The following is a 21,532-nucleotide window of genomic DNA, read 5'->3' on the forward strand; positions in this document are numbered from 1 at the left end:
CCCCCGCCACGACGTCCTCCGGAGGCTTTGCACCATGGTCTAGTGGGACGCCACTCGGTTTGTCATGGCGGGGGCGGGCCCCTATAATCCACCCCGCGCGACTGGCAGGAGCAGCCGGTCTTGCCCCCTCGGCAACGGCCGACGCCTTCCCGAAACCACCGCCCGCCCGACGCCTGTTCGGGGCTTCCATCGGCGGGCCATAGAGAGTGTGTAGAGAGCCGTGAATAGCAAACGACCCGTAAACCTGGATCTGTCCACGATACAGTTTCCGCTACCCGCCCTGACGTCGATCGCCCACCGCATCACCGGCGTCATCCTTTTCATCGGCCTGATCTTCGCTTTCTGGGCGCTGAGCACGTCGCTGTCCTCGCCGACCGGCTTCGTGGCCGTGAGCGACGCCCTGGCAGGCAACTTCCTGGCCAAGCTGATCGCCTGGGGCCTGCTCTCCGCCCTGGCCTTCCACTTCGTGGCCGGCATCAAGCACCTGCTGATGGACATGGATATCGGCGTGACCCTCGAGGGCGGCCACAAGAAGGCGCAGATCACCGTGGTGGTGAGCGCCGTCCTGATCATTCTGGCGGGAGTCTGGGTATGGTAACCAACATCACGAACCTCGGCCGCAGCGGCCTCTCCGACTGGCTGATCCAGCGGGTCTCCGCCGTCATCCTGGCTGTCTATACGCTCTTCATCGTTCTCTATCTGCTGTTCAACCCGAACCTCGACTACGCCACCTGGAGCGGCCTGTTCGCCCAGACCTGGATGCGTATCTTCTCGCTGCTCGCCTTCATCTCGCTCGCCGGGCACGCCTGGGTCGGCCTGTGGACCGTGACCACCGACTACCTGAAGCCGACCGCGATCCGCGTGAGCGTCCAACTTCTCGTCATCCTGGCCATCTTTGCCTTCCTGGTCTGGGGCATTCAGATTCTGTGGGGAGCCTGATTCATGTCCAACATGCGTAGCCTGTCCTTCGACGCCATCATCATCGGCGGTGGCGGTGCCGGCCTGCGGGCCGCCCTGGAGCTCGCCAAGTCCGGCAAGAAGACCGCGGTGCTCTCCAAGGTCTTCCCGACTCGCTCCCACACCGTCTCCGCCCAGGGCGGCATCACCTGTGCCATCGCCTCGGCCGACCCCAACGACGACTGGCGCTGGCACATGTACGACACCGTCAAGGGCGGCGACTACATCGCCGACCAGGACGCCGCGGAGTACATGTGCTCCGAGGGCCCCAAGGCGGTGTTCGAGCTCGAGCACATGGGCCTGCCTTTCTCCCGCTTCGACAACGGCCGCATCTACCAGCGTCCGTTCGGCGGCCAGTCCAAGGACTTCGGTGCCGGCGGTCAGGCGGCCCGTACCTGTGCGGCGGCCGACCGTACCGGTCACGCCCTGCTGCACACGCTCTACCAGAACAACCTGAAGAACAACACCACCTTCCTCAACGAGTGGTACGCCGTCGACCTGGTCAAGAACGCCAACGGCGACGTGGTGGGCTGCATCGCCATGGACATCGAGACCGGCGAAGTGGTGCACGTGAAGTCCAAGGCCACCGTGCTGGCCACCGGTGGATCCGGGCGCATCTACGCCTCCACCACCAACGCCCTGATCAACACCGGTGACGGCATCGGCATGGCGCTGCGTGCCGGCTTCCCGATGCAGGACATGGAGATGTGGCAATTCCACCCCACCGGCATCTACGGCGCCGGCACCCTGGTCACCGAGGGTTGCCGCGGCGAGGGTGGCTACCTGGTCAACAAGGATGGCGAGCGCTTCATGGAGCGCTACGCGCCCAACGCCAAGGACCTGGCCGGCCGCGACGTGGTCGCCCGCTCCATGGTCATGGAGATCCTCGAGGGCCGCGGCTGCGGCGAGAACGGCGACCACGTCTACCTCAAGCTGGATCACCTCGGCGAGGAGGTCCTCGGCAAGCGCCTGCCCGGCATCGTCGAGCTCTCCAAGACCTTCGCCCACGTGGACCCGGCCAAGGAGCCGATCCCGGTGGTGCCGACCTGCCACTACATGATGGGCGGTGTGCCGACCAACGTGCACGGCCAGGCCATCATGCGCGGCGAGGACGGCAAGGACCAGATCGTCAACGGCCTGTTCGCCTGCGGCGAGGCGGCCTGCGTCTCGGTCCACGGCGCCAACCGCCTGGGCGGCAACTCGCTGCTCGACCTGGTGGTGTTCGGCCGCGCGGCCGGCATGTTCATCGAGGGCGCCCTCAACGAGGGGATCGACTACCTCGAGGCCTCCGAGTCCGACGTCGAGAGCGCCATGAAGCGCATCACGCGCTGGAACGAGTCCGAGGGCGGCGAGACCGTGCCCGAGCTCAAGCGCGAGCTGCAGGGCATCATGCAGAACTCCTTCGGGGTGTTCCGCGAGGAGGAGAACATGCAGAAGGGCGTCAAGCAGCTGGCCGAGCTGCGTGGCCGCATCGCCAACGCCCACCTGCCGGACAAGTCCAACGCCTTCAACACCGCGCGGGTCGAGGCGCTGGAGCTGGACAACCTGATGGAGGTCGCCGAGGCCACCGCCATCGCGGCGCTGGAGCGCAAGGAGAGCCGTGGCGCCCACTCCCGCTACGACTACCCGGACCGTGACGACGTCAACTGGCTGAAGCACTCGCTCTACTTCCCGACCGAGAAGAAGGTCGGCAAGCGCGACGTCAACTTCGCACCCAAGACCGTCGACATGTTCGAGCCGAAAGTCCGCACCTACTGAGGGGAGTCACGATGCTTCAGGTATCCATCTACCGCTACAACCCGGAAACCGACTCCGCGCCCTACATGCAGGAGTTCCAGGTCGACACCCAGGGCCGTGACGTCATGGTGCTGGACGTCCTGCACATGATGAAGGAGCAGGACAACGGGCTGGCCTACCGTCGCAGCTGCCGCGAGGGCGTATGCGGCTCCGACGGCATGAACATGAACGGCAAGAACGGCCTGGCCTGCATCACCCCGCTCTCCGAGGTGGTGAAGAACGGCAAGCTGACGTTGCGCCCGCTGCCGGGCCTGCCGGTGATCCGCGACCTGGTGGTCGACATGGGGCTGTTCTACCAGCAGTACGAGCGCATCCAGCCCTACCTGCAGAACGACGAGCCGGCGCCGGCCATCGAGCGCCTGCAGTCGCCGGAGGATCGCGACAAGCTCGACGGCCTCTACGAGTGCATCCTGTGTGCCTGCTGCTCCACCTCCTGCCCGTCGTTCTGGTGGAACCCGGACAAGTTCGTGGGCCCGGCCGGTCTGCTGCAGTCCTACCGCTTCCTGGTGGACTCCCGCGACACCGCCACCCAGGAGCGCCTGGCCGAGCTCGAGGACCCGTTCAGCGTGTTCCGCTGCCGCGGCATCATGAACTGCGTGGCGGTCTGCCCCAAGGGGCTCAACCCCACCCGCGCGATCGGCAAGATCCGCGAGATGCTGCTGGCCAGCGGCACCTGAGCCGATGGTACTTAAATCGTGTCCCGCGGCTTGTTATCATGAGCCGCACGTCATCGCCTATGACCCGGTGTCGCAGGCGGTCGGGACACGCGTCATGGAGCCGGTGCCCTGGGCACCGGCTCCTGACCATGGAATTCAGGCTTCCCGGCCAGTGACGGCCGGAAGCGCCGGCAACGCCTAGCCCTCGCCGGCAGGGCACCACCGATGTCGCCGTGGCCGCGTCGCGGTGACGCCGATACCACCCCATCAGTGCAGGGTGACCGAGAGATGCAACAAGGCATAATGGAGTTGATGTGGCGCTCCTCCCACGTCAGTGGCAGCAACGTCCACTACGTGGAAGCGCTCTACGAGCAGTACCTCGATGATCCCTCCGCCGTTCCCGACGAGTGGCGCCAGTACTTCGACGAGCTGCCGCGCCCCGATGACGGCCCCCACCACGATGTTCCCCTGACCCCCGTCCGCGAACAGTTCCATCAGCTGGCCAGGCAGCGCCGTACGACACTCGCCCCCGCTGCCGTTGACAGCGAGGAGAGCCGTAAGCAGGTCAGGGTCCTGCAGCTGATCAACGCCTACCGCTTCCGCGGTCACCAGAAGGCCAATATTGATCCGCTCGGCCTGCGCAGCCCGACACCGGTGCCCGACCTCGACCTCTCCTTTCACCAGCTGACGAAGGCCGATCTCGATACCGAGTTCCAGACCGGCTCGCTCTTTATTGGTGCGGACAAGGCGCCGCTCAAGGAGATCGTCGAGGCGCTGGAGCAGACCTACTGCCGCTCCATCGGCTGCGAGATCATGCACATCGTCGACACCGAGGAGAAGCGCTGGCTGCAGCAGCGCTTCGAGTCGGTGCGCAGCGCGCCCAAGTTCAGCAGCGAGGTGCGTCAGCATGTGCTCGAGAGGCTGACCGCGGCCGAGGGGTTGGAGAACTACCTGGCCTCCAAGTACCCCGGCACCAAGCGCTTCGGTCTCGAGGGCGGCGAGTCCTTCATCCCGATGATGGACGAGCTGATCCAGCGCGGTGGCGGCTACGGCATCAAGGAGATCGTGATCGGCATGGCCCACCGTGGCCGCCTCAATCTGCTGGTCAACATCCTCGGCAAGAATCCCGGCGACCTGATCGACGAGTTCGACGGCAAGAAGGTGATCGAGCGCGGCTCCGGCGACGTCAAGTACCACCAGGGCTTCAGCTCCAACGTGATGAGCCCGGGCGGCGAGGTGCACCTGGCGCTGGCCTTCAACCCCTCCCACCTGGAGATCGTCTCCCCGGTAGTGGAGGGCTCGGTGCGCGCCCGCCAGGACCGCCGCGACGACAGCGACGGCACCAAGGTGCTGCCGATCAACGTCCACGGCGACGCCGCCTTCGCCGGCCAGGGCGTAGTCATGGAGACCTTCCAGATGTCCCAGACCCGTGCCTACAAGACCGGCGGCACGGTGCACATCGTCATCAACAACCAGGTCGGCTTCACCACCTCCAATCCGCTGGATGCGCGCTCCACGGAGTACTGCACCGACATCGCCAAGATGGTGCAGGCGCCGATCTTCCACGTGAACGGTGACGACCCGGACGCGGTGCTGCACGCCACCCAGGTGGCGTTGGACTATCGCCAGCAGTTCAAGAAGGACGTGGTGATCGACCTCGTCTGCTACCGCCGCCGCGGCCACAACGAGGCCGACGAGCCCAGCGGCACCCAGCCGATGATGTACCGCAAGATCAAGGAGCATCCCTCCTCGCGGGCCGTCTACGCGCAGCGTCTGGTGGAGCAGGGCGTGCTCTCCGAGGAGGACGCCAAGGCGATGATCGAGACCTACCGCGAGGACCTGATGGCCGGCAACCACGTGGCCAACGCCCTGGTGCAGGAGCCCAACACCTCGCTGTTCGTCGACTGGAAGCCCTACCTCGGTCACGAGTGGACCGGCCACGCCGACACCTCGGTGCCGATGAAGAAGCTGCAGCGCCTGGCGGCGCGGATGTGCGAGATCCCCGACGGGGTCGAGGTGCAGCGCCAGGTGGCCAAGATCTACGACGACCGGCGCAAGATGCGGGCCGGCGGTATGGCCCTCAACTGGGGTTTCGCCGAGACCCTGGCCTACGCCACCCTGCTCGACGATGGACACCCGGTGCGCATCACCGGCCAGGACGTCGGCCGCGGTACCTTCTCCCACCGCCATGCGGTGGTGCACAATCAGAAGGACGGCAGCGCCTACGTGCCGCTGCAGCACATGGCCGATGGCCAGCCGCGCTTCACCATCCACGACTCCTTCCTGTCGGAAGAAGCCGTGCTGGCGTTCGAGTATGGCTACGCCACCACCGCCCCCAACGACCTGGTGATCTGGGAGGCGCAGTTCGGCGACTTCTTCAACGGCGCCCAGGTGGTGGTCGACCAGTTCATCTCCTCCGGCGAGACCAAGTGGGGACGCCTGTGTGGCCTGACCATGCTGCTGCCCCACGGTTACGAGGGACAGGGGCCCGAGCACTCCTCGGCGCGCCTGGAGCGCTTCCTGCAGATGTGCGCCGAGCACAACATGCAGGTCTGCGTGCCCACCACCCCGGCGCAGATCTTCCACCTGCTGCGCCGCCAGGTGATCCGCAAGCTGCGCAAGCCGCTGGTGGTGATGTCGCCGAAGAGCCTGCTGCGCCACAAGGACGCCACCTCGAGCCTGGACCAGCTGGCCGAGGGCCGCTTCGAGATGGTGCTGCCCGACCAGGCCAACCTCGAGGCGACCAAGGTCGAGCGCATCATCCTGTGCGCCGGCAAGGTCTATTACGACCTCGCCGCCTGGCGCGAGGAGAACGGCCGCGATGACGTGGCGATCCTGCGCATCGAGCAGCTCTACCCCTTCCCCAAGGAGGAGCTCTTCGAGGCGATCGAGGCCTACACCAACGTCACCGACATCGTCTGGTGTCAGGAAGAGCCGCTCAACCAGGGCGCCTGGTACCCCAGCCAGCACCATATGCGCGCCGTGGCGGAGATGCTCCAGGAGGGCCTCGGCGGCCGCCTCAAGTTCGCCGGCCGCCCGGCCTCGGCGGCACCCGCGGCGGGCTACATGTCCGTGCACATCGAACAGCAGCGCCAGCTGGTGGAAGACGCCTTCAACCTCTGAGGCCGCCCACCGGGACGAGAGAGAACACACAAGGGATACGACATGGCTACCGAGATCAAGGCCCCAACCTTTCCGGAATCCGTTGCCGAGGGCAGCGTCGCGGCCTGGCACAAGAAGCCGGGCGACAGCGTCGAGCGTGACGAGCTGATCGTCGAGATCGAGACCGACAAGGTCGTGCTCGAGGTGCTGGCCCCCGAGGCCGGCGTGCTCAGCGAGGTGCTGGCGGAAGAGGGCGACACCGTGGCCTCCGAGCAGGTGCTGGGCAAGCTCGGCGAGGGTGCCGGTGACAAGCCGGCCGCCAAGGATGAGGGCAAGGCCGACGCCAAGGCCGCCAAGGGCGATGCCAAGGCCGACGCGCCGGCCGCCGGTGGCGGCCAGCAGCATGAGGTGAAGGCGCCGACCTTCCCCGAGTCGATTCAGGAAGGCACCGTGGCGAGCTGGGCCAAGCAAGTCGGTGAGGCCGTCAAGCGTGACGAGGTCCTGGCCGAGATCGAGACCGACAAGGTGGTGCTTGAGGTGGTCGCGCCCGCCGACGGCGCGCTTGCCGAGATCAAGGCCGAGGAGGGCAGCCAGGTGACCTCCGAGCAGGTGCTGGCGATCTTCACCGAGGGCGCCGGTGGCGAGGCCGGGACCTCCGCCGACGCCGAGCCTGCCGCCTCCGCCGACGACGGCGCCAGTGACGAGAAGGTGGGCGACAAGATCCTCGCCCCCGCGGCGCGCAAGCTGGTGGCCGAGCATGACCTCGACGTCAGCAAGATCGAGGGCACCGGCAAGGGTGGGCGCATCCTCAAGGAGGACGTGCAGCGTGCCGTGAAGGAGGGCTCCGCCAGCAAGTCCGCCAAGCCGGCCGCCGGCGGTGGCGCCAAGGCCGCCGCGGCCGCACCCACCGTCGAGGGCGAGCGCCCCGAGAAGCGCGTGCCCATGAGCCGCCTGCGCCAGACCATCGCCAAGCGCCTGGTCCAGGCCCAGCAGACCGCCGCCATGCTCACCACCTACAACGAGGTGGACATGGGCGCGGTGATGGACCTGCGTGCCCAGTACAAGGACACCTTCCTCAAGACCCACGACACCAAGCTCGGCTTCATGGGCTTCTTCGTCAAGGCGGCCAGCGAGGCGCTCAAGCGCTTCCCCGACGTCAACGCCTCCATCGACGGCAGCGACATCGTCTACCACGGCTACCAGGACATCGGCGTGGCGGTCTCCACCGACCGCGGGCTGGTGGTGCCGGTGCTGCGCGATACCGACAGCATGAAGATCGCCGACGTCGAGAAGGGCATCGTCGACTTCGGCAAGCGCGCCCGTGACGGCAAGCTGGGCATCGACGAGATGCAGGGCGGCACCTTCACCATCACCAACGGCGGCATCTTCGGCTCGCTGATGTCCACGCCGATCCTCAACCCGCCGCAGACCGCCATCCTGGGCATGCACAAGATCCAGGAGCGTCCCATGGCGGTGAACGGCAAGGTGGAGATCCGCCCGATGATGTACCTGGCACTCTCCTACGACCACCGCATGATCGACGGCAAGGATGCGGTGCAGTTCCTGGTCACCATCAAGGAGCTGCTCGAGGATCCGGCGCGCCTGCTGCTGGACATCTGAGCCCGTTTCGACGACGGAACCGCGCGAACAAGCAACGACAGGAGCCAACATGGCCGACAAGTATGATGTGATCGTGATCGGTGCGGGCCCCGGTGGCTACGTGGCCGCCATCCGTGCCGCCCAGATGGGCCTCAAGACCGCCTGCGTCGAGAAGTGGATCGGCAAGGAAGGCAAGGTCGTCTTCGGCGGCACCTGCCTCAACGTGGGCTGCATCCCCTCCAAGGCGCTGCTCGAGGCCTCCCACAAGTTCGTCGAGGCCAAGCACGACTTCGACGACATGGGCATCCAGGCCGGCGACGTCCAGATGGACGTCAAGAAGATGATCGCCCGCAAGGACAAGATCGTGAAGAACCTCACCGGTGGCATCGCCGGCCTGTTCAAGGCCAATGGCGTCACCGGCATCGAGGGCACCGGCAAGGTGACCGGCAGCAAGCAGGTCGAGGTCACCGACCAGGACGGCAAGGCCACCACCTATGAGGCGGACAACATCATCATCGCCGCCGGCTCCGTGCCGGTGGAGATCCCGCCGACCCCGCTCACCGACGACATCATCGTCGATTCCACCGGTGCCCTGGAGTTCACCGAGACGCCCAAGCGCCTCGGCGTGATCGGCGCCGGCGTCATCGGCCTGGAGCTGGGCAGCGTGTGGAACCGCCTGGGTTCCGAGGTCACCGTGCTCGAGGCCATGGACAGCTTCCTGCCGATGGTCGACGCGGCCATCGCTAAGGAGACCCAGAAGCTGCTCAAGAAGCAGGGCCTGGACATCAAGCTGGGCGCGCGGGTCACCGGCTCCGAGGTCAAGGATGGCGAGGTCACCGTCAAGTACAGCGACGGCGACAGCGACCAGGAGATGACCTTCGACAAGCTGATCGTCTGCGTCGGCCGCAAGCCCTACACCCAGGGCGTGATCGCCGACGGCGTGGGCGTGGAGACCGACGAGCGCGGCTTCATTCAGGTCGATGACCAGTGCCGCACCAGCGTGCCGGGCGTCTACGCCATCGGCGACTGCGTGCGCGGCCCGATGCTGGCCCACAAGGCCTCCGAGGAGGGCGTGATGGTCGCCGACATCATCGCCGGCCACAAGGCCGAGATGAACTACGACGCCATCCCCAACGTCATCTACACCTTCCCCGAGGTGGCCTGGGTCGGCATGACCGAGCAGGACGCCAAGCACAAGGGCATCGAGGTCAAGACCGGCAGCTTCCCGTTCGCGGCCAGCGGCCGTGCCATGGCCAACAATGCCACCGAGGGCCAGGCCAAGATCATCGCCGACGCCGAGACCGACCGCGTGCTGGGCATGCACATCGTCGGCCAGCACGCCGGCGAGATGATCGCCCAGGGCGTCATCGCGCTGGAGTTCGGCTCCAGCGCCGAGGACCTGGCGCTGACCTGCTATGCCCACCCGACCATGTCGGAGGCGGTCCACGAGGCGGCGCTCGCCGTGGAGGGCCACGCCATCCACATGGCCAATCGCAAGAAGCGCAAGTAAGCCGCACAACGAGCGCCGCCGTCAGCCGGCGGCGCGCCCCTTCCGGCCATGCATCGGAGGGGACGGTGGTGCCCCGCACCCTCGGCCCGCGCGGCCATGCAGGGCGCCGTTCGAGTCACATGCAACCAATGGCATGAATCGATGAACCTTCACGAGTATCAGAGCAAACAGCTGTTTGCCGACTATGGTCTGCCGGTGTCCAAGGGCTTCGCCGTGGACACCCCCGAGGAAGCCGCGGAAGCCTGCAAAAAGATCGGCGGCGACATGTGGGTGGTCAAGGCCCAGGTCCACGCCGGCGGTCGCGGCAAGGCGGGCGGCGTCAAGCTGATCAAGAGCCCGGAAGAGGCCAAGGCCTTCGCCGAGCAGTGGCTGGGCAAGAACCTGGTGACCTTCCAGACCGACGAGCACGGTCAGCCGGTCTCCAAGATCCTGGTCGAGACCTGCACCGATATCGCCAACGAGCTCTACCTCGGCGCCGTGGTCGATCGCGGCACCCGCCGCGTGGTGTTCATGGCCTCCACCGAGGGTGGCGTCGAGATCGAGAAGGTCGCCGAGGAGACCCCCGAGAAGATCCTCAAGGCCGAGATCGACCCGCTGGTGGGCGCGCAGCCCTACCAGGCGCGCGAGCTGGCCTTCGCCCTGGGCCTCAAGGGTGACCAGGTCAAGCAGTTCACCAAGATCTTCCTGGGCCTCTCCAAGCTGTTCCACGACAAGGACCTGGCGCTGCTCGAGATCAACCCGCTGGTGATCACCGACGAGGGCAACCTCCACTGCCTCGACGCCAAGATCAACCTCGACGGCAACGCCCTCTATCGCCACCCGGACCTGCAGGCGATGCGCGACCCCTCCCAGGAGGACGAGCGCGAGGCCGAGGCGGCGGCGTGGGAGCTCAACTACGTGGCCCTCGACGGCAACATCGGCTGCATGGTCAACGGCGCCGGCCTGGCCATGGGCACCATGGACATCGTCAACCTGCATGGCGGCAAGCCGGCCAACTTCCTTGACGTCGGCGGCGGTGCCACCAAGGAGCGCGTGGCAGAGGCGTTCAAGCTGATCCTCTCCGACGACAACGTCAAGGCGGTGCTGGTCAACATCTTCGGCGGCATCGTGCGCTGCGACATGATCGCTGAGGGCATCATCGGTGCCGTCGAGCAGGTCGGCGTCAACGTGCCGGTCGTGGTGCGCCTGGAAGGCACCAACGCCGAGCTGGGTGCCGAGAAGCTGGCATCCAGCGGACTCAACATCATCGCTGCCGAGAGCCTCACCGACGCGGCTCAGCAGGTAGTCAAGGCAGCGGAGGGCAAGTAATGAGCATCCTGATCGACAAGAACACCAAGGTCATCTGCCAGGGCTTCACCGGTGGCCAGGGGACCTTCCACTCCGAACAGGCGATCGCCTACGGCACCCAGATGGTCGGCGGCGTGACCCCGGGCAAGGGCGGCCAGGAGCACCTCGGCCTGCCGGTGTTCAACACCGTCAAGGAAGCCGTGGAGAAGACCGGCGCCGAGGCCAGCGTGATCTACGTGCCGGCCCCGTTCTGCAAGGACTCCATCCTGGAGGCCGCCAACGCCGGCATCAAGCTGATCGTGTGCATCACCGAGGGCATCCCGACCCTCGACATGCTCGACGTCAAGGTCAAGTGTGACGAGCTGGGCGTGCGCCTGATCGGCCCCAACTGCCCGGGCGTGATCACCCCCGGCGAGACCAAGATCGGCATCATGCCGGGCCATATCCACAAGCCCGGCAAGGTCGGCATCGTGTCGCGCTCCGGCACCCTGACCTACGAGGCGGTCAAGCAGACCACCGACTACGGCTTCGGCCAGTCCACCTGCGTGGGCATCGGCGGCGACCCGATCCCGGGCTCCAACTTCATCGACATCCTCGAGATGTTCGAGAAGGACCCGGCCACCGAGGCGATCGTGATGATCGGCGAGATCGGCGGCACCGCCGAGGAAGAGGCGGCCGCCTACATCAAGGCCAACGTCTCCAAGCCGGTGGTCTCCTACATCGCCGGCGTCACCGCCCCTCCCGGCAAGCGTATGGGCCACGCCGGCGCCATCATCGCCGGTGGCAAGGGCACCGCGGACGACAAGTTCGCTGCCCTGGAGGCCGCGGGCGTCAAGACCGTGCGCTCCCTGGCCGAGATCGGCAGCGCCCTGAAGGAAGTGACCGGCTGGTAAGCCGAGCGCTTCGCAAGCGATGTCGAAAGGGCGCCTTCGGGCGCCCTTTCTCGTCGTTGCCATCGCGACAGGACGCCGAGGGAGGGGAGAGAAGCTTATGACACGGTTTGTCTGGATGCTGGTGGGCGTCGCGCTGCTGCTCGCCGGCTGCAGCGAGACGCCCACCGGGCGCTCGCGGCTGGCGCTGGTGCCCGACGGGATGCTGGCCGAGATGGGCGAGCAGAGCTTCGCGGAGATGCGCCGCCGGCGCCCCGAGGTGACCGGCTCCCCGGCCAACGCCCTGGTGCAGTGCGTCAGCCGCGAGGTGGCTGCCGCCGCGGGCGCGGTCTACCCCGGTGTCAGCCTGCCCGCTGCCTGGGAGGTGGTGCTGTTCGAGGACCCCAGCCCCAACGCCTTCGCCCTGCCCGGTGGGCGCATCGGCGTGCACACCGGGCTGCTGCGGGTGGCCAAGTCCCCCGCCCAGCTGGCGGCGGTGCTCGGCCACGAGGTCGCCCATGTGCTGGCCGAGCACGGCAACGAGCGCCTCACCCAGCGTCTCGGCATCCGCGCGGTGCTGCTGGTGGTGGGGCTGTTCAGCGAGGGCGACCTGGCCGGCGACACCCTGATGCGGGCGCTGGGCCTGGGGGCGCATCTGGGCATCGCCTTGCCCTTCAGCCGCGCCCACGAGGAGGAGGCCGATGCCATGGGCATGGCCATCATGGCCGAGGCGGGCTTCGATCCCCGCGAGAGCGTCGCGCTGTGGCGCAACATGGCCGCCGCCGGCGAGGGCCAACCGCCGGCGTTCCTCTCCACCCACCCCGCCCATGATGCCCGCATCGAGGGTCTCGAGGCCGACATGGAGGCCGCCCTGGCGCGCTACCGGGAGGCCAGCCTCGCCCGCTGCGGTTGAGGAGACGGGGGGGCGGGCAAGCCGTGCGCCGCCTCCACGCCGCTACCTTCGCGCGACCTCCTGGCAGCAAGGCCGTCAGTCTGCCGGCGAGCGCGCCAGCCAGCGGGTGGCCTGGACGAGGAACAGCGGCGCGCCGGCGGCCAGGTAGAGGTGGTAGGAGGCCAGGCGCCACACCAGCACGGCGGCGGCGGCCTGCTCGGCTCCCAGCATCGGCAGCAGCAGCCCGCCGACACCCAGCTCAGCGGCCCCGGCGCCGCCGGGCAGGAAGCTGAACTGGCTCGCGGCCATCGCCAGCATCTGGGTCAGGAAGGTCCACAGCCAGTCGATGCTGCCGCCCACGCCCAGCACCGCCAGGTAGAGCAGGCTATAGCGCAACAGCCAATGGGCGCTGGTCAGCATCAGCACCGCCAGCAGCGTGGTGGGGGGCAGCCGCAGGGTCGTCAGGATCGCCTGCCGACAGACCAGCAGTCGGCGTGCCAGCCAGCGGCGTCGCCTGCCGCTCAGCCAGCATGCCGGCGGCTTGACAGGAGAGCGCAGCAGACGGGGCAGGCAGGCCATCGCCAGACAGGCAGCGAACGCCACCAGGGCCAGCGCGACGAGGGCCAGCTGGACCAGCCAGCGGTGGGGCCACGCGGTGTCGCCGAGCAGGGAGTAGGCCACCACCCCGGTCAGCATGCACAGGAAGAACAGCAGGTCGCAGCCCTGGTCGAGCAGGAAGACCGCGGCGCCCCTGGAGGGCGGCAAGCCGCGCCGGGCCAGCAGCACCAGCAGGGTGGCCGGGCCGCCGCTGCCGCCTGGCGTGGCGCACAGCGCGAACTTGGACGCCAGCTCGATGCCCAGGGCGCCACGCTGGCCGAGCCACCCGGCCCGGCCGTCCAGCATCAGGCGCAGGCGGGCGGCGTTGAGGTTCCAGCAGGTGAAGGCCACCAGCACCATCAGCCCCAGCAGGCCGGGAGGGAAGCGCCTGATCGCCGCCAGGGACTCGGCACCGCCCAGCCAGGCGGTGACCAGCAGAGGGGCCAGCAGCGCCAGCACGATCGTCAGGCCGTGCGATGGCCGCCAGCGTGGCAGCGGCCGGCGAGGGTCAGCCATTCAGCGAGATCGCCTGATGCGGGCTGCCCTGGCACAGCCGCCGATAGTGGCCCAGCAGGTCGTCGATGACCCGGGGCCAGGCGAAGTGACGCTCCACATGGCGGCGGGCATGACGCCCCATGGCGTCGGGGTCGTTGAGGAACAGCTCGCGGGTGGCGCGGGCCATGTCAGCGGCATCCCGGGGCCGGCAGAGGATGCCGGCACCCAGCGGCACATACTCCGCCAGGGCGCCGGCCCGGGCGGCCACCACCGGCAGGCCGCTGGCCATGGCCTCCTGGGCCACCAGGCCGAAGGTCTCCCGGGTGCCGGCGTGGAGCATGGCATCGGCGCTGGCGAGCGCGGTGGCCACCTCGTCGGGAGGGCAGTAGCGCGGCACCACGCTGACGTTGGCGGGCACCCGGCCGGGCATGCCCGGCCCCATCAGCAGCAGGTGATAGCCCGCGCCGAGGCGGGCCATGGCCTCCAGCAGCACGTCGATATGCTTCTCGGGGGAGTGTCGCCCGGCGAACACCAGTAGACGGGTCGCGTCGCCGAGCCCCAGCCGGCGGCGCAGGTCGGGGTCCCGATGGCGGGGGTGGAAGCGCTCCAGGTCGACGCCCAGGGGCTGCACGCGTACCCGCTCGACACCCCAGTCGGCGAGCCGGCTGGCCATGGCGGTGCAGGGCGCCAGGACGCTGTCGAAGCGGCCATAGAGCTCCCCGACATAGCGTTCCAGGCGCCGACGCACGCCACCGCCGAAGCGATCCCCCATCAGCCGCGGCAGGTCGGAGTGGAAGAAGCCCACCGTGGGCACCCCCAGGCGCTGGCCCGCCTCCACGGCGGCCCAGGCGGTCACGTAGGGGTCGCCGGCCTCGACCAGGTCGGGCCCCATGGCGATCAGGGCGTCGCGCCAGGGCGCCCGGCGCAGGGGGAAGCGATACCCCTGACCGAACGGTAGCCGCGGGGCGCGCAGGGTGTGGATATCGCCCAGGGAGCCGGCCTCGGCACCGGGCACCAGCAGGCTGGCGCGCAGGTCGGGATGCCGGGCCAGCAGGCGATGCTTGGCCTCGAGATAGGTGCGTACCCCGCCGCTGGCGGGGGCGTGGAACATGGTGATATCGACGAGATGCACGCGGCCTCCTGACGCCTGGTGATCCCTTCAGGCTAGGGCGCGAGTGCGACAGTTCGACGACAGCGCGGCAGGACCGGAGACGAAACGCGACACGGCGGCCCGAGGGCCGCCGTGCGATAGGGGGGAGGGCTGTGGTGGACCGAGCCTATTCCGCGGGGCGCGCCACCAGCGAGCGGGTTTCCTCGCGGGCCTCGATCAGCGCCACGCGGATATGGTCGCCCAGCTTGAAGCGCTCCTCGCTCTCCACCTGGATGCGCCCCTCCTTGTCGTCGATGGCCACCTTGTCGCGGTCGCTGTGCAGCATCGGGGCCGGCACGAAGGCGGTGGCGCCGTTGGCGGTGAGGCGCACCCGCATGCCGCCGCGGTTGATGGCGATGATCTCGGCGTCGAAGGCCTCCTGAGCCTCGGCGGCCGGGCTCAGGTAGCGCACGTAGAGCCAGTCCTTGACGTCGCGCTCGGCCATGCGGTTGAGGCGACGGCGCTCGGTGAGCTGCTCGGTGAGCGCCAGGCTCGCCTCGGCCGGCGCCTGCTCGCCCTTGAGCACCCGCTTGATCAGACGATGGTTGACCATGTCGCCGTACTTGCGGATCGGCGAGGTCCAGGTGGCGTAGGCGGGCAGGCCCAGGCCGAAGTGGGGGCCGGGCTTGGCCGACATGCTGGTGAAGCCCTGGAAGCGGCGCAGGCGGGCGTCGAGCCAGGCGTCGTCGCGCCCCTCGAGCTCGCGCTTGAGCTCCCGGTAGCGCGAGAGCTCGGTGAGCGCCTCGCGCTCCACCTCGATCTCCTGGCTGGCCAGGAACGCCTGGGCGGCCTCGGCCTTGTCGTCCTCGAAGGCGCGGTGCACGTTGAAGATGCCGTGGCCGACGTGTTCGGCGAGCAGGTGGGCGCAGCAGGCGTTGGCCGCGATCATCGACTCCTCGATCATGCGGTTGGCGATGCGCCGATGCTCGGTGCGGATGTCCAGCACGTTGCCGGCCGCGTCGAGGTCGAAGACGAAGTCGGGGCGGTCCTTGAACACCAGGGCATGCTCCGCGCGCCAGGCGGCACGGGCCTCGGTGAGGTCACGAAGCGCCTTGAGCTGCTCGCCGATCTCCGCCTCAGGCGCCCACTCGCCTTGGCCCTCGAGCCAGTCGGAGACGCGGTCGTAGACCAGCTTGGCCTTCGAGGTCGCGGTGGCGGCGAAGAAGCGGTAGTCGCCCAGGCTGCCGTCGGCATCGACCACCAGGGTGCAGGCCAGCACCGGGCGTTCCTTGCCCTCCCACAGCGAGCAGAGGTCGTCGGCCAGCTGCTCGGGCAGCATGGTGACGTTCTGGCCCGGCAGGTAGACGGTGAAGGCGCGGGTGCGCGCCTCGAGGTCGGCGGCGTGGCCCTCCTCGACATAGGCGGTGGGGTCGGCGATGGCCACCGTCAGCTCCCAGCCCCCCTCGGCGCGCGGCACGATGCGCAGGGCATCATCCATGTCGCGGGTCTTCTCGCCATCGATGGTGAAGAAGGGTTCGGCGGTGAGGTCCTCGCGCGTCAGGCCCTCGTCGCGCAGCGGCCAGTCGTCGCCGGCATCGGGGCACTCCTGCTCCAGGGCGTGGCGGGCCAGGGTCACGCGCCACGGCACCGCCGGGTCGTCGGCCTTGGCCACCAGCTCGTCGATCTGGGTGAAGAAGCCGCGGTCGTCGGGCTTGAGCGGGTGGCGCACCAGCCGCGCCAACACCCAGTCGGCGTCGCCGATGCTCGCCTCGTCGAGGCTGCGCTTGATGCGCGCCTTGAGGACGTTGCGGATCGAGGGGTGGTCGGGCACCACCGCCAGGCGTCCCTCGCGCTTCTGCACCCGGGCGATGAAGCGCTCGAGGCCCGGCTCGATCAGGGTGTCGGGCTCGACGCTCTTCTTGTCGCCCTCCTCGTGAAGCACCGCCTCGACGCGATCGCCGTGCAGCACCTGCTTCATGGCGGGGGGTGGCACGAAGTAGGAGTCGCCCTCGTCGGTCTCGAGGAAGCCGAAGCCCTTCTCGGTGGCCTTGATCACGCCCTCGACACGAGGGGTGGTGGAGCGGATCTGTTGCTTGAGCTGGGCAAGCAGGGCGTTGTTCTGCAGCATGATCACGAACGTCTGGCGGGAGGTAGGGGGGCCACTATACGGATTCGTGGGCGCGGCGCCAAACGCCGCGGCGTGGGCCATGGCGAATCAGTGGCTTGGGAAGAGAACGGGGGGCAGGGACACGGGCTGGCGCCGGCGCAGGGACTGCCAGAAGGCCTGCCGGAGTGCCTCAGCGCACCGTGATCACGCTGCACTCGGCGGCGTGGGCCACCTTGTGGGAGACGCTGCCCACCACGAAGCCCTTGAGGTCGCTCAGCCCGCGGCTGCCCATGACGATGGCGTCGACGCCGCGCCGGCGCGCCTCGCCGAGGATGGTGCGCGCGGGGTCGCCCTGGCCGATCATCGTCTCGACCCTGGCCGCGCCCTGCTCGCGGGCGGCCTCGGCGGCACGCTCGATCACCTGCTTGCCGGCCGCCTCGCGCTCCGCGCGGCTGGCCTCGATGGCGATGGCACCGATGCCCCATACCAGGGTGGTCTCGTGGGCGAGCGTCTCGGGGATATGCAGCAGGTGGAGGGTGCTGCCCTCCTGGCGGGCCAGCCGGCAGGCCACGGCCAGCGCCCTCCTGGCATGTTCGGAGCCGTCGACGGGTACCAGGATGGAGGTGAACATGGCAGGGCTCCTAGTGGCGGATGGGAAGAGGCGTGCAGGGGGATACCTCGAGCCTAGCGGGTTTCGCGGGCGAGGTCATGCCGGCTGGCGCCCTGTGGCCTCAACCTTGACCTGCATCAGGCCGCCGCTCGCCTTCCGCCTCCAGGCGGCGCAGCTGCTGCCACAGCTCCCGGCGCAGGTCGGCCAGGCGCGGTGCCTGGCCCTCGGCGAAGGGCAGCGGCCGGGTCAGGCGCTGGGTACGCAGGCCCAGGCGGGCGCTGGTCAGGCCGATCCCCAGCCCCTGGGCGGCGCGGGTGGAGAGGCGCCCGGCGAGGTTCATGGAGAGCAGCTCCATGCCGGCATCGCCGGTCATCTCGGTGGCGCCGGCGAAGGCCATCTGGCGCAGCACCTCGCGCAGCAGCCGCAGGCGCGCCGCATAGCCGAGCTCCAGGCCGTAGAGCCGGCAGAGCCGCTCCACCATGGCCAGGCTGCGCCAGGCCACCAGCGCCATGTCCACCAGGGTCAGCGGGCTCACCGCCACCATCACCGCGGTCTCGCCGGACATCCGCGACACCAGGCGGCGTGCCTCGCGGTCGCGGGGGGCCAGCAGGTGGTGGTCGAGCAGGACGAGCAGCTCGGCGCCGCCGTGGTGGGGCTGGCGGGCAGCCAGGAAGGCCTGCCAGTGGGGATGGTCGTCGTGCAGCGCCAGGGCGCGGCGCAGCGCCTGGGCGGTGGCATCGGCCTCGCCGCGGGAGGCCGCGGGCAGGGCGGTCAGCCGCTCGCGCAGCCGGTCGTGGCGGCGCAGGCGACGCAGGCGCCACAGCTCGCTCGCCAGCGCCGAGCCGCCGAGGCCCAGGGCCAGCAGCAGCACCAGGCTCCAGGCGCCGGCCAGCCAGTCGCCGTCGAGGCCCGCGCTGACCAGGGTGAGGCCGGCCTCCACGGCGCCCAGGCCCAGGGTGCCGGCGAGCAGCAGTAGCAGTCCCCAGCGGCGCCGGCGCGGCCGTCCCAGGTCGGGTGTTGGCCCCGCCTCGCTCGCCGTGTCGCCGGCCACCAGCGCCTGGCTCTCCCGGTCGTGGGCGAAGGCCTCGGCCGGGCGCGGGTCGGCCCCCGGGGCCTCGGTCGGCTGCGCCTCGGGGGCGAAGCGCTGGCCGGGGCGGGGGTCCTGGGGGTGACTCATTGCAGCTTGTCTCCGATCAGCCAGTCGAGGGCGGCATCCATGCGGATATGGGGCAGGGCGCCACCCTCCAGGGGCAGCGGGCGGAAGGCGGGGAAGGCGAAGCCCTGGCGGGCCCAGAAGGCGTCGTCGGGAAGCCGCTCCGGCACCTCGCCGGGGAACAGCAGCAGCGGCTCGCCGTCCATCCCGGTGCCGCGCAGCGCCGGGGTGCGCCGGCCGTGATGTTCCACCTCGCGCGCCTCGCTTGCGCGGATCGCCGCCAGCGACAGGGCGCGCACCGGCACGTCGGCGAAGCGCAGGTCCTTGAGCGGCTCGGCCAGCAGCGCCTCGAGCAGCGCCACCAGGCGCGGGTGCTGCTCCGGGGTGACGTGGTCGGCCTTGGTGGCGGCGATGGCCAGGCGGTCGATGCGCGGCGCGAAGAGCCGCGAGAGCAGGCTGCGCCGCCCATAGTCGAAGCTCTGCATCAGGTTGGCCAGGGCCCGGGCGAGGTCTTGGAAGCGCTCGGGGCCGGCGTTGAGGGCGCCGAGCAGGTCCACCAGCACGATCTGGCGATCGAAGCGGCGGAAGTGGTCGCGGTAGAAGGGGCGCACGATGTGCTGCTGGTAGTAGCGGAAGCGCCGCGCCAGGGTGGCGTAGTTGCTGGTCTCCGGCAGCGCGGCCAGCGCCTCGGGGTCCGCCTCGGCGACCCCGGGGATCGGGAAGAACTGCAGCACCGGGGCGCCGGTGAGGTCCCCGGGCAGCAGGAAGCGCCCCGGCTGCAGGTCAGCGAAGCCCGCCTCCCGGGCGCCGCGCAGCCCCGCGGCGTAGTGCTCGGCGATCTCGGCCAGGCGCGCCTCGTCGGCCTCGCCGGCGGGGTCGAGGCCGGCCACCGCGGCCTGCCAGTCGGCGAAGTGGGTGGCGCGCTGCGCGCCGCCAAGGGCGGCCTGGCTCCGGCACCAGCCGGGATAGTCGTGGGCCAGCAGCGGCAGGTCGAGCAGCCACTCGCCGGGGTAGTCGAACAGGTCCAGGGTCAGCTGGCGGCTGTCGCCCTCGAACCAGCCAGGGCGGGCCGGGCGGTAGCGGATCGTCAGGCGCAGTTCGCTGATGCCGCGGGTGGGCTCGGGCCAGCGCGGCGGCGTCGCCGACAGCGCCGCCATGGCCGGGTCGTAGGGGAAGCGCGGCACCCCCAGGTCCTGCTGGTTGACGCGCCGCGCACCCAGCAGGCGCCCCTCGCGGGCCGCGGGCAGCAGGTCGAGGCGTGCCTCGAGGCCGGCGTGGCGCAGCTGGTTGACCAGCGAGGTGAGGAAGGCGGTCTTGCCGGAGCGGGAGAGGCCGGTCACGGCCAGGCGCAGCTGGCGGTCGCGGCCGCGCTCAAGCAGGTCCTGGAGCTCCCGGGTGAGGGGCTGGCGCATGGGCACTCCTCAGCTACCTAAGAAAAGGCCGTAGAGGGTCGGCGAGGCAGCCAGCAGGAAGCCGGCGCCGGCCAGCACCCGTCCCGGCCAGTGGTAGCGGCTGTAGTGCGCCAGGCTCAGGCCCCCCAGGCAGATCAGCATGCCGAGGATGTTGCAGACATAGGTGATCATCGACCAGACGGGGTCGGGGTTCATGCGCTCGGGCTCCTCGCTTGTGGTGTCACGGCGAGGATGGTATCAGGAGAGCAGGCCCAACGGCAGCGAACAGGGAGACGCGATGACGACGCCGGAGCAGGTGCTGGCCTTCTGGTTCGACGAGCTCGAGCCGGCCCAGTGGTTTCGCAAGGACCGGGCGCTGGACGCCGAGATCGCCGGGCGCTTCGGTGCCTGCCTGGCGGCGGCGCGGCGCGCCGAGCTGTGGGGCTGGCGCGAGACCCCCGAGGGGCGGCTCGCCGAGGTGACCGTGCTTGACCAGTTCTCGCGCAACGTCCATCGCGACACCCCGGCGGCCTTCGCGGCCGACCCGCTGGCGCTGGGGCTGGCCCAGGAGGCGGTGGCCCGTGGCGCCGACGCGGCGCTGTCGCCGGCGCGGCGCGCCTTCCTCTACATGCCCTGGATGCACAGCGAGTCGCGGCGGATCCATGACCAGGCGCTCACCCTGTTCGACCAGCCGGGCCTGGAGGAGAACCTGCGCTTCGAGCGGCGCCATCGCGACATCATCCTGCGCTTCGGCCGCTACCCCCATCGCAACGCCATCCTCGGCCGCGTTTCCACCCCGGAGGAGCTGGCCTTCCTGGCACAGCCCGGCTCCTCCTTCTAGCGTTATCATCACTCACCACTCTCTCGACAAGGAGGCACCATGGGCATCATCGCCTGGCTCATCATCGGCGGGCTCGCCGGCTGGATCGCGGGCCATATCATGCGCGGCGGGGGCTTCGGCATCCTCGGCAACATCGGCGTCGGCGTGGTCGGCGCGGTGATCGGCGGCTTCATCTTCCAGCAGATCCTCGGCATGGGCACCGGCGGCTTCCTCGGTTCGCTGTTCAGCGCCGTGGTTGGCGCGGTGATCCTGCTGTGGGTGATCAGCAAGGTGAAGACGGGGTGATCCGGCGCGAGCAGGACTAAAGTTTACGTCAACGTCACCCAAGGGATAGGCGTCGTTACTGTCGACAGTAACGGCGCCTATCTGCGTCTAACGCGTCGACAATCGCCGCCAAGCCGGCCAGAACCGCTCTTCCTGTCGACAATGTCCGCGGCGTCGCGACGCCTGGCGCTGACCCAAAGTCGAATGTTCGCAGCTGCAGCATGCACGTAAAACCTCGGGGCATAACAACAACGATGCGAGGAACCCCAGGTGAATAACCAGAAACGATGAGGACATGACCAAAAAGCGCGACAT

19 protein-coding genes are annotated in these 21,532 nt (G+C 69.2%); 12 read left to right on the forward strand and 7 right to left on the reverse strand.

All coding sequences use genetic code 11. The annotated features are described in order from the left end of the window. Positions 1-220: 220 nt before the first annotated feature. From sdhC to Q673_RS34070, 10 genes are all read left to right on the forward strand, one after another. On the forward strand, positions 221-598 hold the full coding sequence (sdhC, locus tag Q673_RS34025) for a succinate dehydrogenase, cytochrome b556 subunit (RefSeq protein WP_023007265.1): 378 nt from the start codon (positions 221-223) through the stop codon (positions 596-598). After that, entirely contained in the window at positions 592-939 is a 348-nt protein-coding gene (gene sdhD, locus Q673_RS34030; RefSeq protein WP_023007266.1) for a succinate dehydrogenase, hydrophobic membrane anchor protein, read from the forward strand. Before sdhC ends, sdhD begins: the two co-directional genes overlap by 7 nt. A 3-nt stretch (positions 940-942) precedes the next feature. After that, positions 943-2,715 (forward strand): succinate dehydrogenase flavoprotein subunit, encoded by a 1,773-nt coding sequence (gene sdhA, locus Q673_RS34035; RefSeq protein WP_023007267.1) that lies wholly within the window; start codon positions 943-945, stop codon positions 2,713-2,715. A gap of 11 nt (positions 2,716-2,726) precedes the next feature. Continuing rightward, positions 2,727-3,431 carry a succinate dehydrogenase iron-sulfur subunit gene (locus Q673_RS34040; protein ID WP_023007268.1) on the forward strand — a complete coding sequence of 235 codons (705 nt, stop codon included), beginning with the start codon at positions 2,727-2,729 and terminating at the stop codon, positions 3,429-3,431. Between the two features lie 267 nt (positions 3,432-3,698). After that, a complete protein-coding gene (locus Q673_RS34045) occupies positions 3,699-6,533 on the forward strand; it encodes a 2-oxoglutarate dehydrogenase E1 component (RefSeq protein WP_031218744.1) in 2,835 nt (944 codons plus the stop codon). Positions 6,534-6,575: 42 nt separating this feature from the next. Further along, positions 6,576-8,132, forward strand: a complete 1,557-nt coding sequence (odhB, locus tag Q673_RS34050; protein WP_023007270.1) for a 2-oxoglutarate dehydrogenase complex dihydrolipoyllysine-residue succinyltransferase — start codon at positions 6,576-6,578, stop codon at positions 8,130-8,132. A gap of 49 nt (positions 8,133-8,181) precedes the next feature. Then, the gene (gene lpdA, locus Q673_RS34055; protein ID WP_023007271.1) at positions 8,182-9,621 is read left to right on the forward strand and encodes a dihydrolipoyl dehydrogenase; all 1,440 of its coding nucleotides are present in this window, start codon (positions 8,182-8,184) and stop codon (positions 9,619-9,621) included. Between the two features lie 141 nt (positions 9,622-9,762). Further along, complete coding sequence (gene sucC, locus Q673_RS34060; protein WP_023007272.1) at positions 9,763-10,929, forward strand: ADP-forming succinate--CoA ligase subunit beta; 1,167 nt, start codon at positions 9,763-9,765, stop codon at positions 10,927-10,929. Further along, a complete protein-coding gene (sucD, locus tag Q673_RS34065; protein ID WP_023007273.1) occupies positions 10,929-11,801 on the forward strand; it encodes a succinate--CoA ligase subunit alpha in 873 nt (290 codons plus the stop codon). Before sucC ends, sucD begins: the two co-directional genes overlap by 1 nt. Positions 11,802-11,898: 97 nt before the next feature. Continuing rightward, positions 11,899-12,690, forward strand: coding sequence for a M48 family metallopeptidase (locus tag Q673_RS34070; RefSeq protein ID WP_031218747.1), 792 nt, complete (start codon positions 11,899-11,901; stop codon positions 12,688-12,690). Positions 12,691-12,765: 75 nt separating this feature from the next. Here Q673_RS34070 and Q673_RS34075 read toward each other — a convergent pair whose 3' ends face one another. From Q673_RS34075 to Q673_RS34105, 7 genes are all read right to left on the reverse strand, one after another. Continuing rightward, complete coding sequence (locus Q673_RS34075) at positions 12,766-13,782, reverse strand: lysylphosphatidylglycerol synthase transmembrane domain-containing protein (protein ID WP_023007275.1); 1,017 nt, start codon at positions 13,780-13,782, stop codon at positions 12,766-12,768. After that, entirely contained in the window at positions 13,775-14,893 is a 1,119-nt protein-coding gene (locus Q673_RS34080; protein WP_023007276.1) for a glycosyltransferase family 4 protein, read from the reverse strand. Before Q673_RS34080 ends, Q673_RS34075 begins: the two co-directional genes overlap by 8 nt. Positions 14,894-15,038: 145 nt before the next feature. After that, the gene (locus Q673_RS34085) at positions 15,039-16,979 is read right to left on the reverse strand and encodes an exoribonuclease II (protein ID WP_023007277.1); all 1,941 of its coding nucleotides are present in this window, start codon (positions 16,977-16,979) and stop codon (positions 15,039-15,041) included. Positions 16,980-17,148: 169 nt separating this feature from the next. Beyond that, positions 17,149-17,589, reverse strand: coding sequence for a universal stress protein (locus Q673_RS34090; RefSeq protein WP_023007278.1), 441 nt, complete (start codon positions 17,587-17,589; stop codon positions 17,149-17,151). Between the two features lie 100 nt (positions 17,590-17,689). After that, on the reverse strand, positions 17,690-18,745 hold the full coding sequence (locus Q673_RS34095; RefSeq protein ID WP_023007279.1) for a YcjF family protein: 1,056 nt from the start codon (positions 18,743-18,745) through the stop codon (positions 17,690-17,692). Then, on the reverse strand, positions 18,742-20,133 hold the full coding sequence (locus tag Q673_RS34100; protein ID WP_023007280.1) for a YcjX family protein: 1,392 nt from the start codon (positions 20,131-20,133) through the stop codon (positions 18,742-18,744). The genes Q673_RS34095 and Q673_RS34100 overlap by 4 nt, the downstream gene beginning before the upstream one ends. Positions 20,134-20,142: 9 nt before the next feature. Continuing rightward, the gene (locus Q673_RS34105; RefSeq protein WP_023007281.1) at positions 20,143-20,328 is read right to left on the reverse strand and encodes a hypothetical protein; all 186 of its coding nucleotides are present in this window, start codon (positions 20,326-20,328) and stop codon (positions 20,143-20,145) included. A gap of 82 nt (positions 20,329-20,410) precedes the next feature. On the opposite strand from Q673_RS34105, the gene Q673_RS34110 reads away from it, so the two are divergent. Both Q673_RS34110 and Q673_RS34115 read left to right on the forward strand, forming a co-directional pair. Continuing rightward, complete coding sequence (locus Q673_RS34110) at positions 20,411-20,953, forward strand: DUF924 family protein (RefSeq protein ID WP_023007282.1); 543 nt, start codon at positions 20,411-20,413, stop codon at positions 20,951-20,953. Between the two features lie 39 nt (positions 20,954-20,992). Next, the gene (locus Q673_RS34115) at positions 20,993-21,238 is read left to right on the forward strand and encodes a GlsB/YeaQ/YmgE family stress response membrane protein (protein ID WP_023007283.1); all 246 of its coding nucleotides are present in this window, start codon (positions 20,993-20,995) and stop codon (positions 21,236-21,238) included. Positions 21,239-21,532: the final 294 nt, after the last annotated feature.

The organism is Halomonas sp. PBN3 (assembly GCF_000475415.1).
GTDB classification, from domain to species: domain Bacteria; phylum Pseudomonadota; class Gammaproteobacteria; order Pseudomonadales; family Halomonadaceae; genus Halomonas; species Halomonas shengliensis.

Coding starts and splice junctions, on each gene's coding strand:
- sdhD (WP_023007266.1), top strand. CDS start 592: ATGGTAACCAACATCACGAACCTCGGCCGCAGCGGCCTCTCCGACTGG.
- sdhA (WP_023007267.1), top strand. CDS start 943: ATGTCCAACATGCGTAGCCTGTCCTTCGACGCCATCATCATCGGCGGT.
- Q673_RS34040 (WP_023007268.1), top strand. CDS start 2,727: ATGCTTCAGGTATCCATCTACCGCTACAACCCGGAAACCGACTCCGCG.
- Q673_RS34045 (WP_031218744.1), top strand. CDS start 3,699: ATGCAACAAGGCATAATGGAGTTGATGTGGCGCTCCTCCCACGTCAGT.
- odhB (WP_023007270.1), top strand. CDS start 6,576: ATGGCTACCGAGATCAAGGCCCCAACCTTTCCGGAATCCGTTGCCGAG.
- lpdA (WP_023007271.1), top strand. CDS start 8,182: ATGGCCGACAAGTATGATGTGATCGTGATCGGTGCGGGCCCCGGTGGC.
- sucC (WP_023007272.1), top strand. CDS start 9,763: ATGAACCTTCACGAGTATCAGAGCAAACAGCTGTTTGCCGACTATGGT.
- sucD (WP_023007273.1), top strand. CDS start 10,929: ATGAGCATCCTGATCGACAAGAACACCAAGGTCATCTGCCAGGGCTTC.
- Q673_RS34070 (WP_031218747.1), top strand. CDS start 11,899: ATGACACGGTTTGTCTGGATGCTGGTGGGCGTCGCGCTGCTGCTCGCC.
- Q673_RS34075 (WP_023007275.1), bottom strand. CDS start 13,782: ATGGCTGACCCTCGCCGGCCGCTGCCACGCTGGCGGCCATCGCACGGC.
- Q673_RS34085 (WP_023007277.1), bottom strand. CDS start 16,979: ATGCTGCAGAACAACGCCCTGCTTGCCCAGCTCAAGCAACAGATCCGC.
- Q673_RS34090 (WP_023007278.1), bottom strand. CDS start 17,589: ATGTTCACCTCCATCCTGGTACCCGTCGACGGCTCCGAACATGCCAGG.
- Q673_RS34095 (WP_023007279.1), bottom strand. CDS start 18,745: ATGAGTCACCCCCAGGACCCCCGCCCCGGCCAGCGCTTCGCCCCCGAG.
- Q673_RS34100 (WP_023007280.1), bottom strand. CDS start 20,133: ATGCGCCAGCCCCTCACCCGGGAGCTCCAGGACCTGCTTGAGCGCGGC.
- Q673_RS34105 (WP_023007281.1), bottom strand. CDS start 20,328: ATGAACCCCGACCCCGTCTGGTCGATGATCACCTATGTCTGCAACATC.
- Q673_RS34110 (WP_023007282.1), top strand. CDS start 20,411: ATGACGACGCCGGAGCAGGTGCTGGCCTTCTGGTTCGACGAGCTCGAG.
- Q673_RS34115 (WP_023007283.1), top strand. CDS start 20,993: ATGGGCATCATCGCCTGGCTCATCATCGGCGGGCTCGCCGGCTGGATC.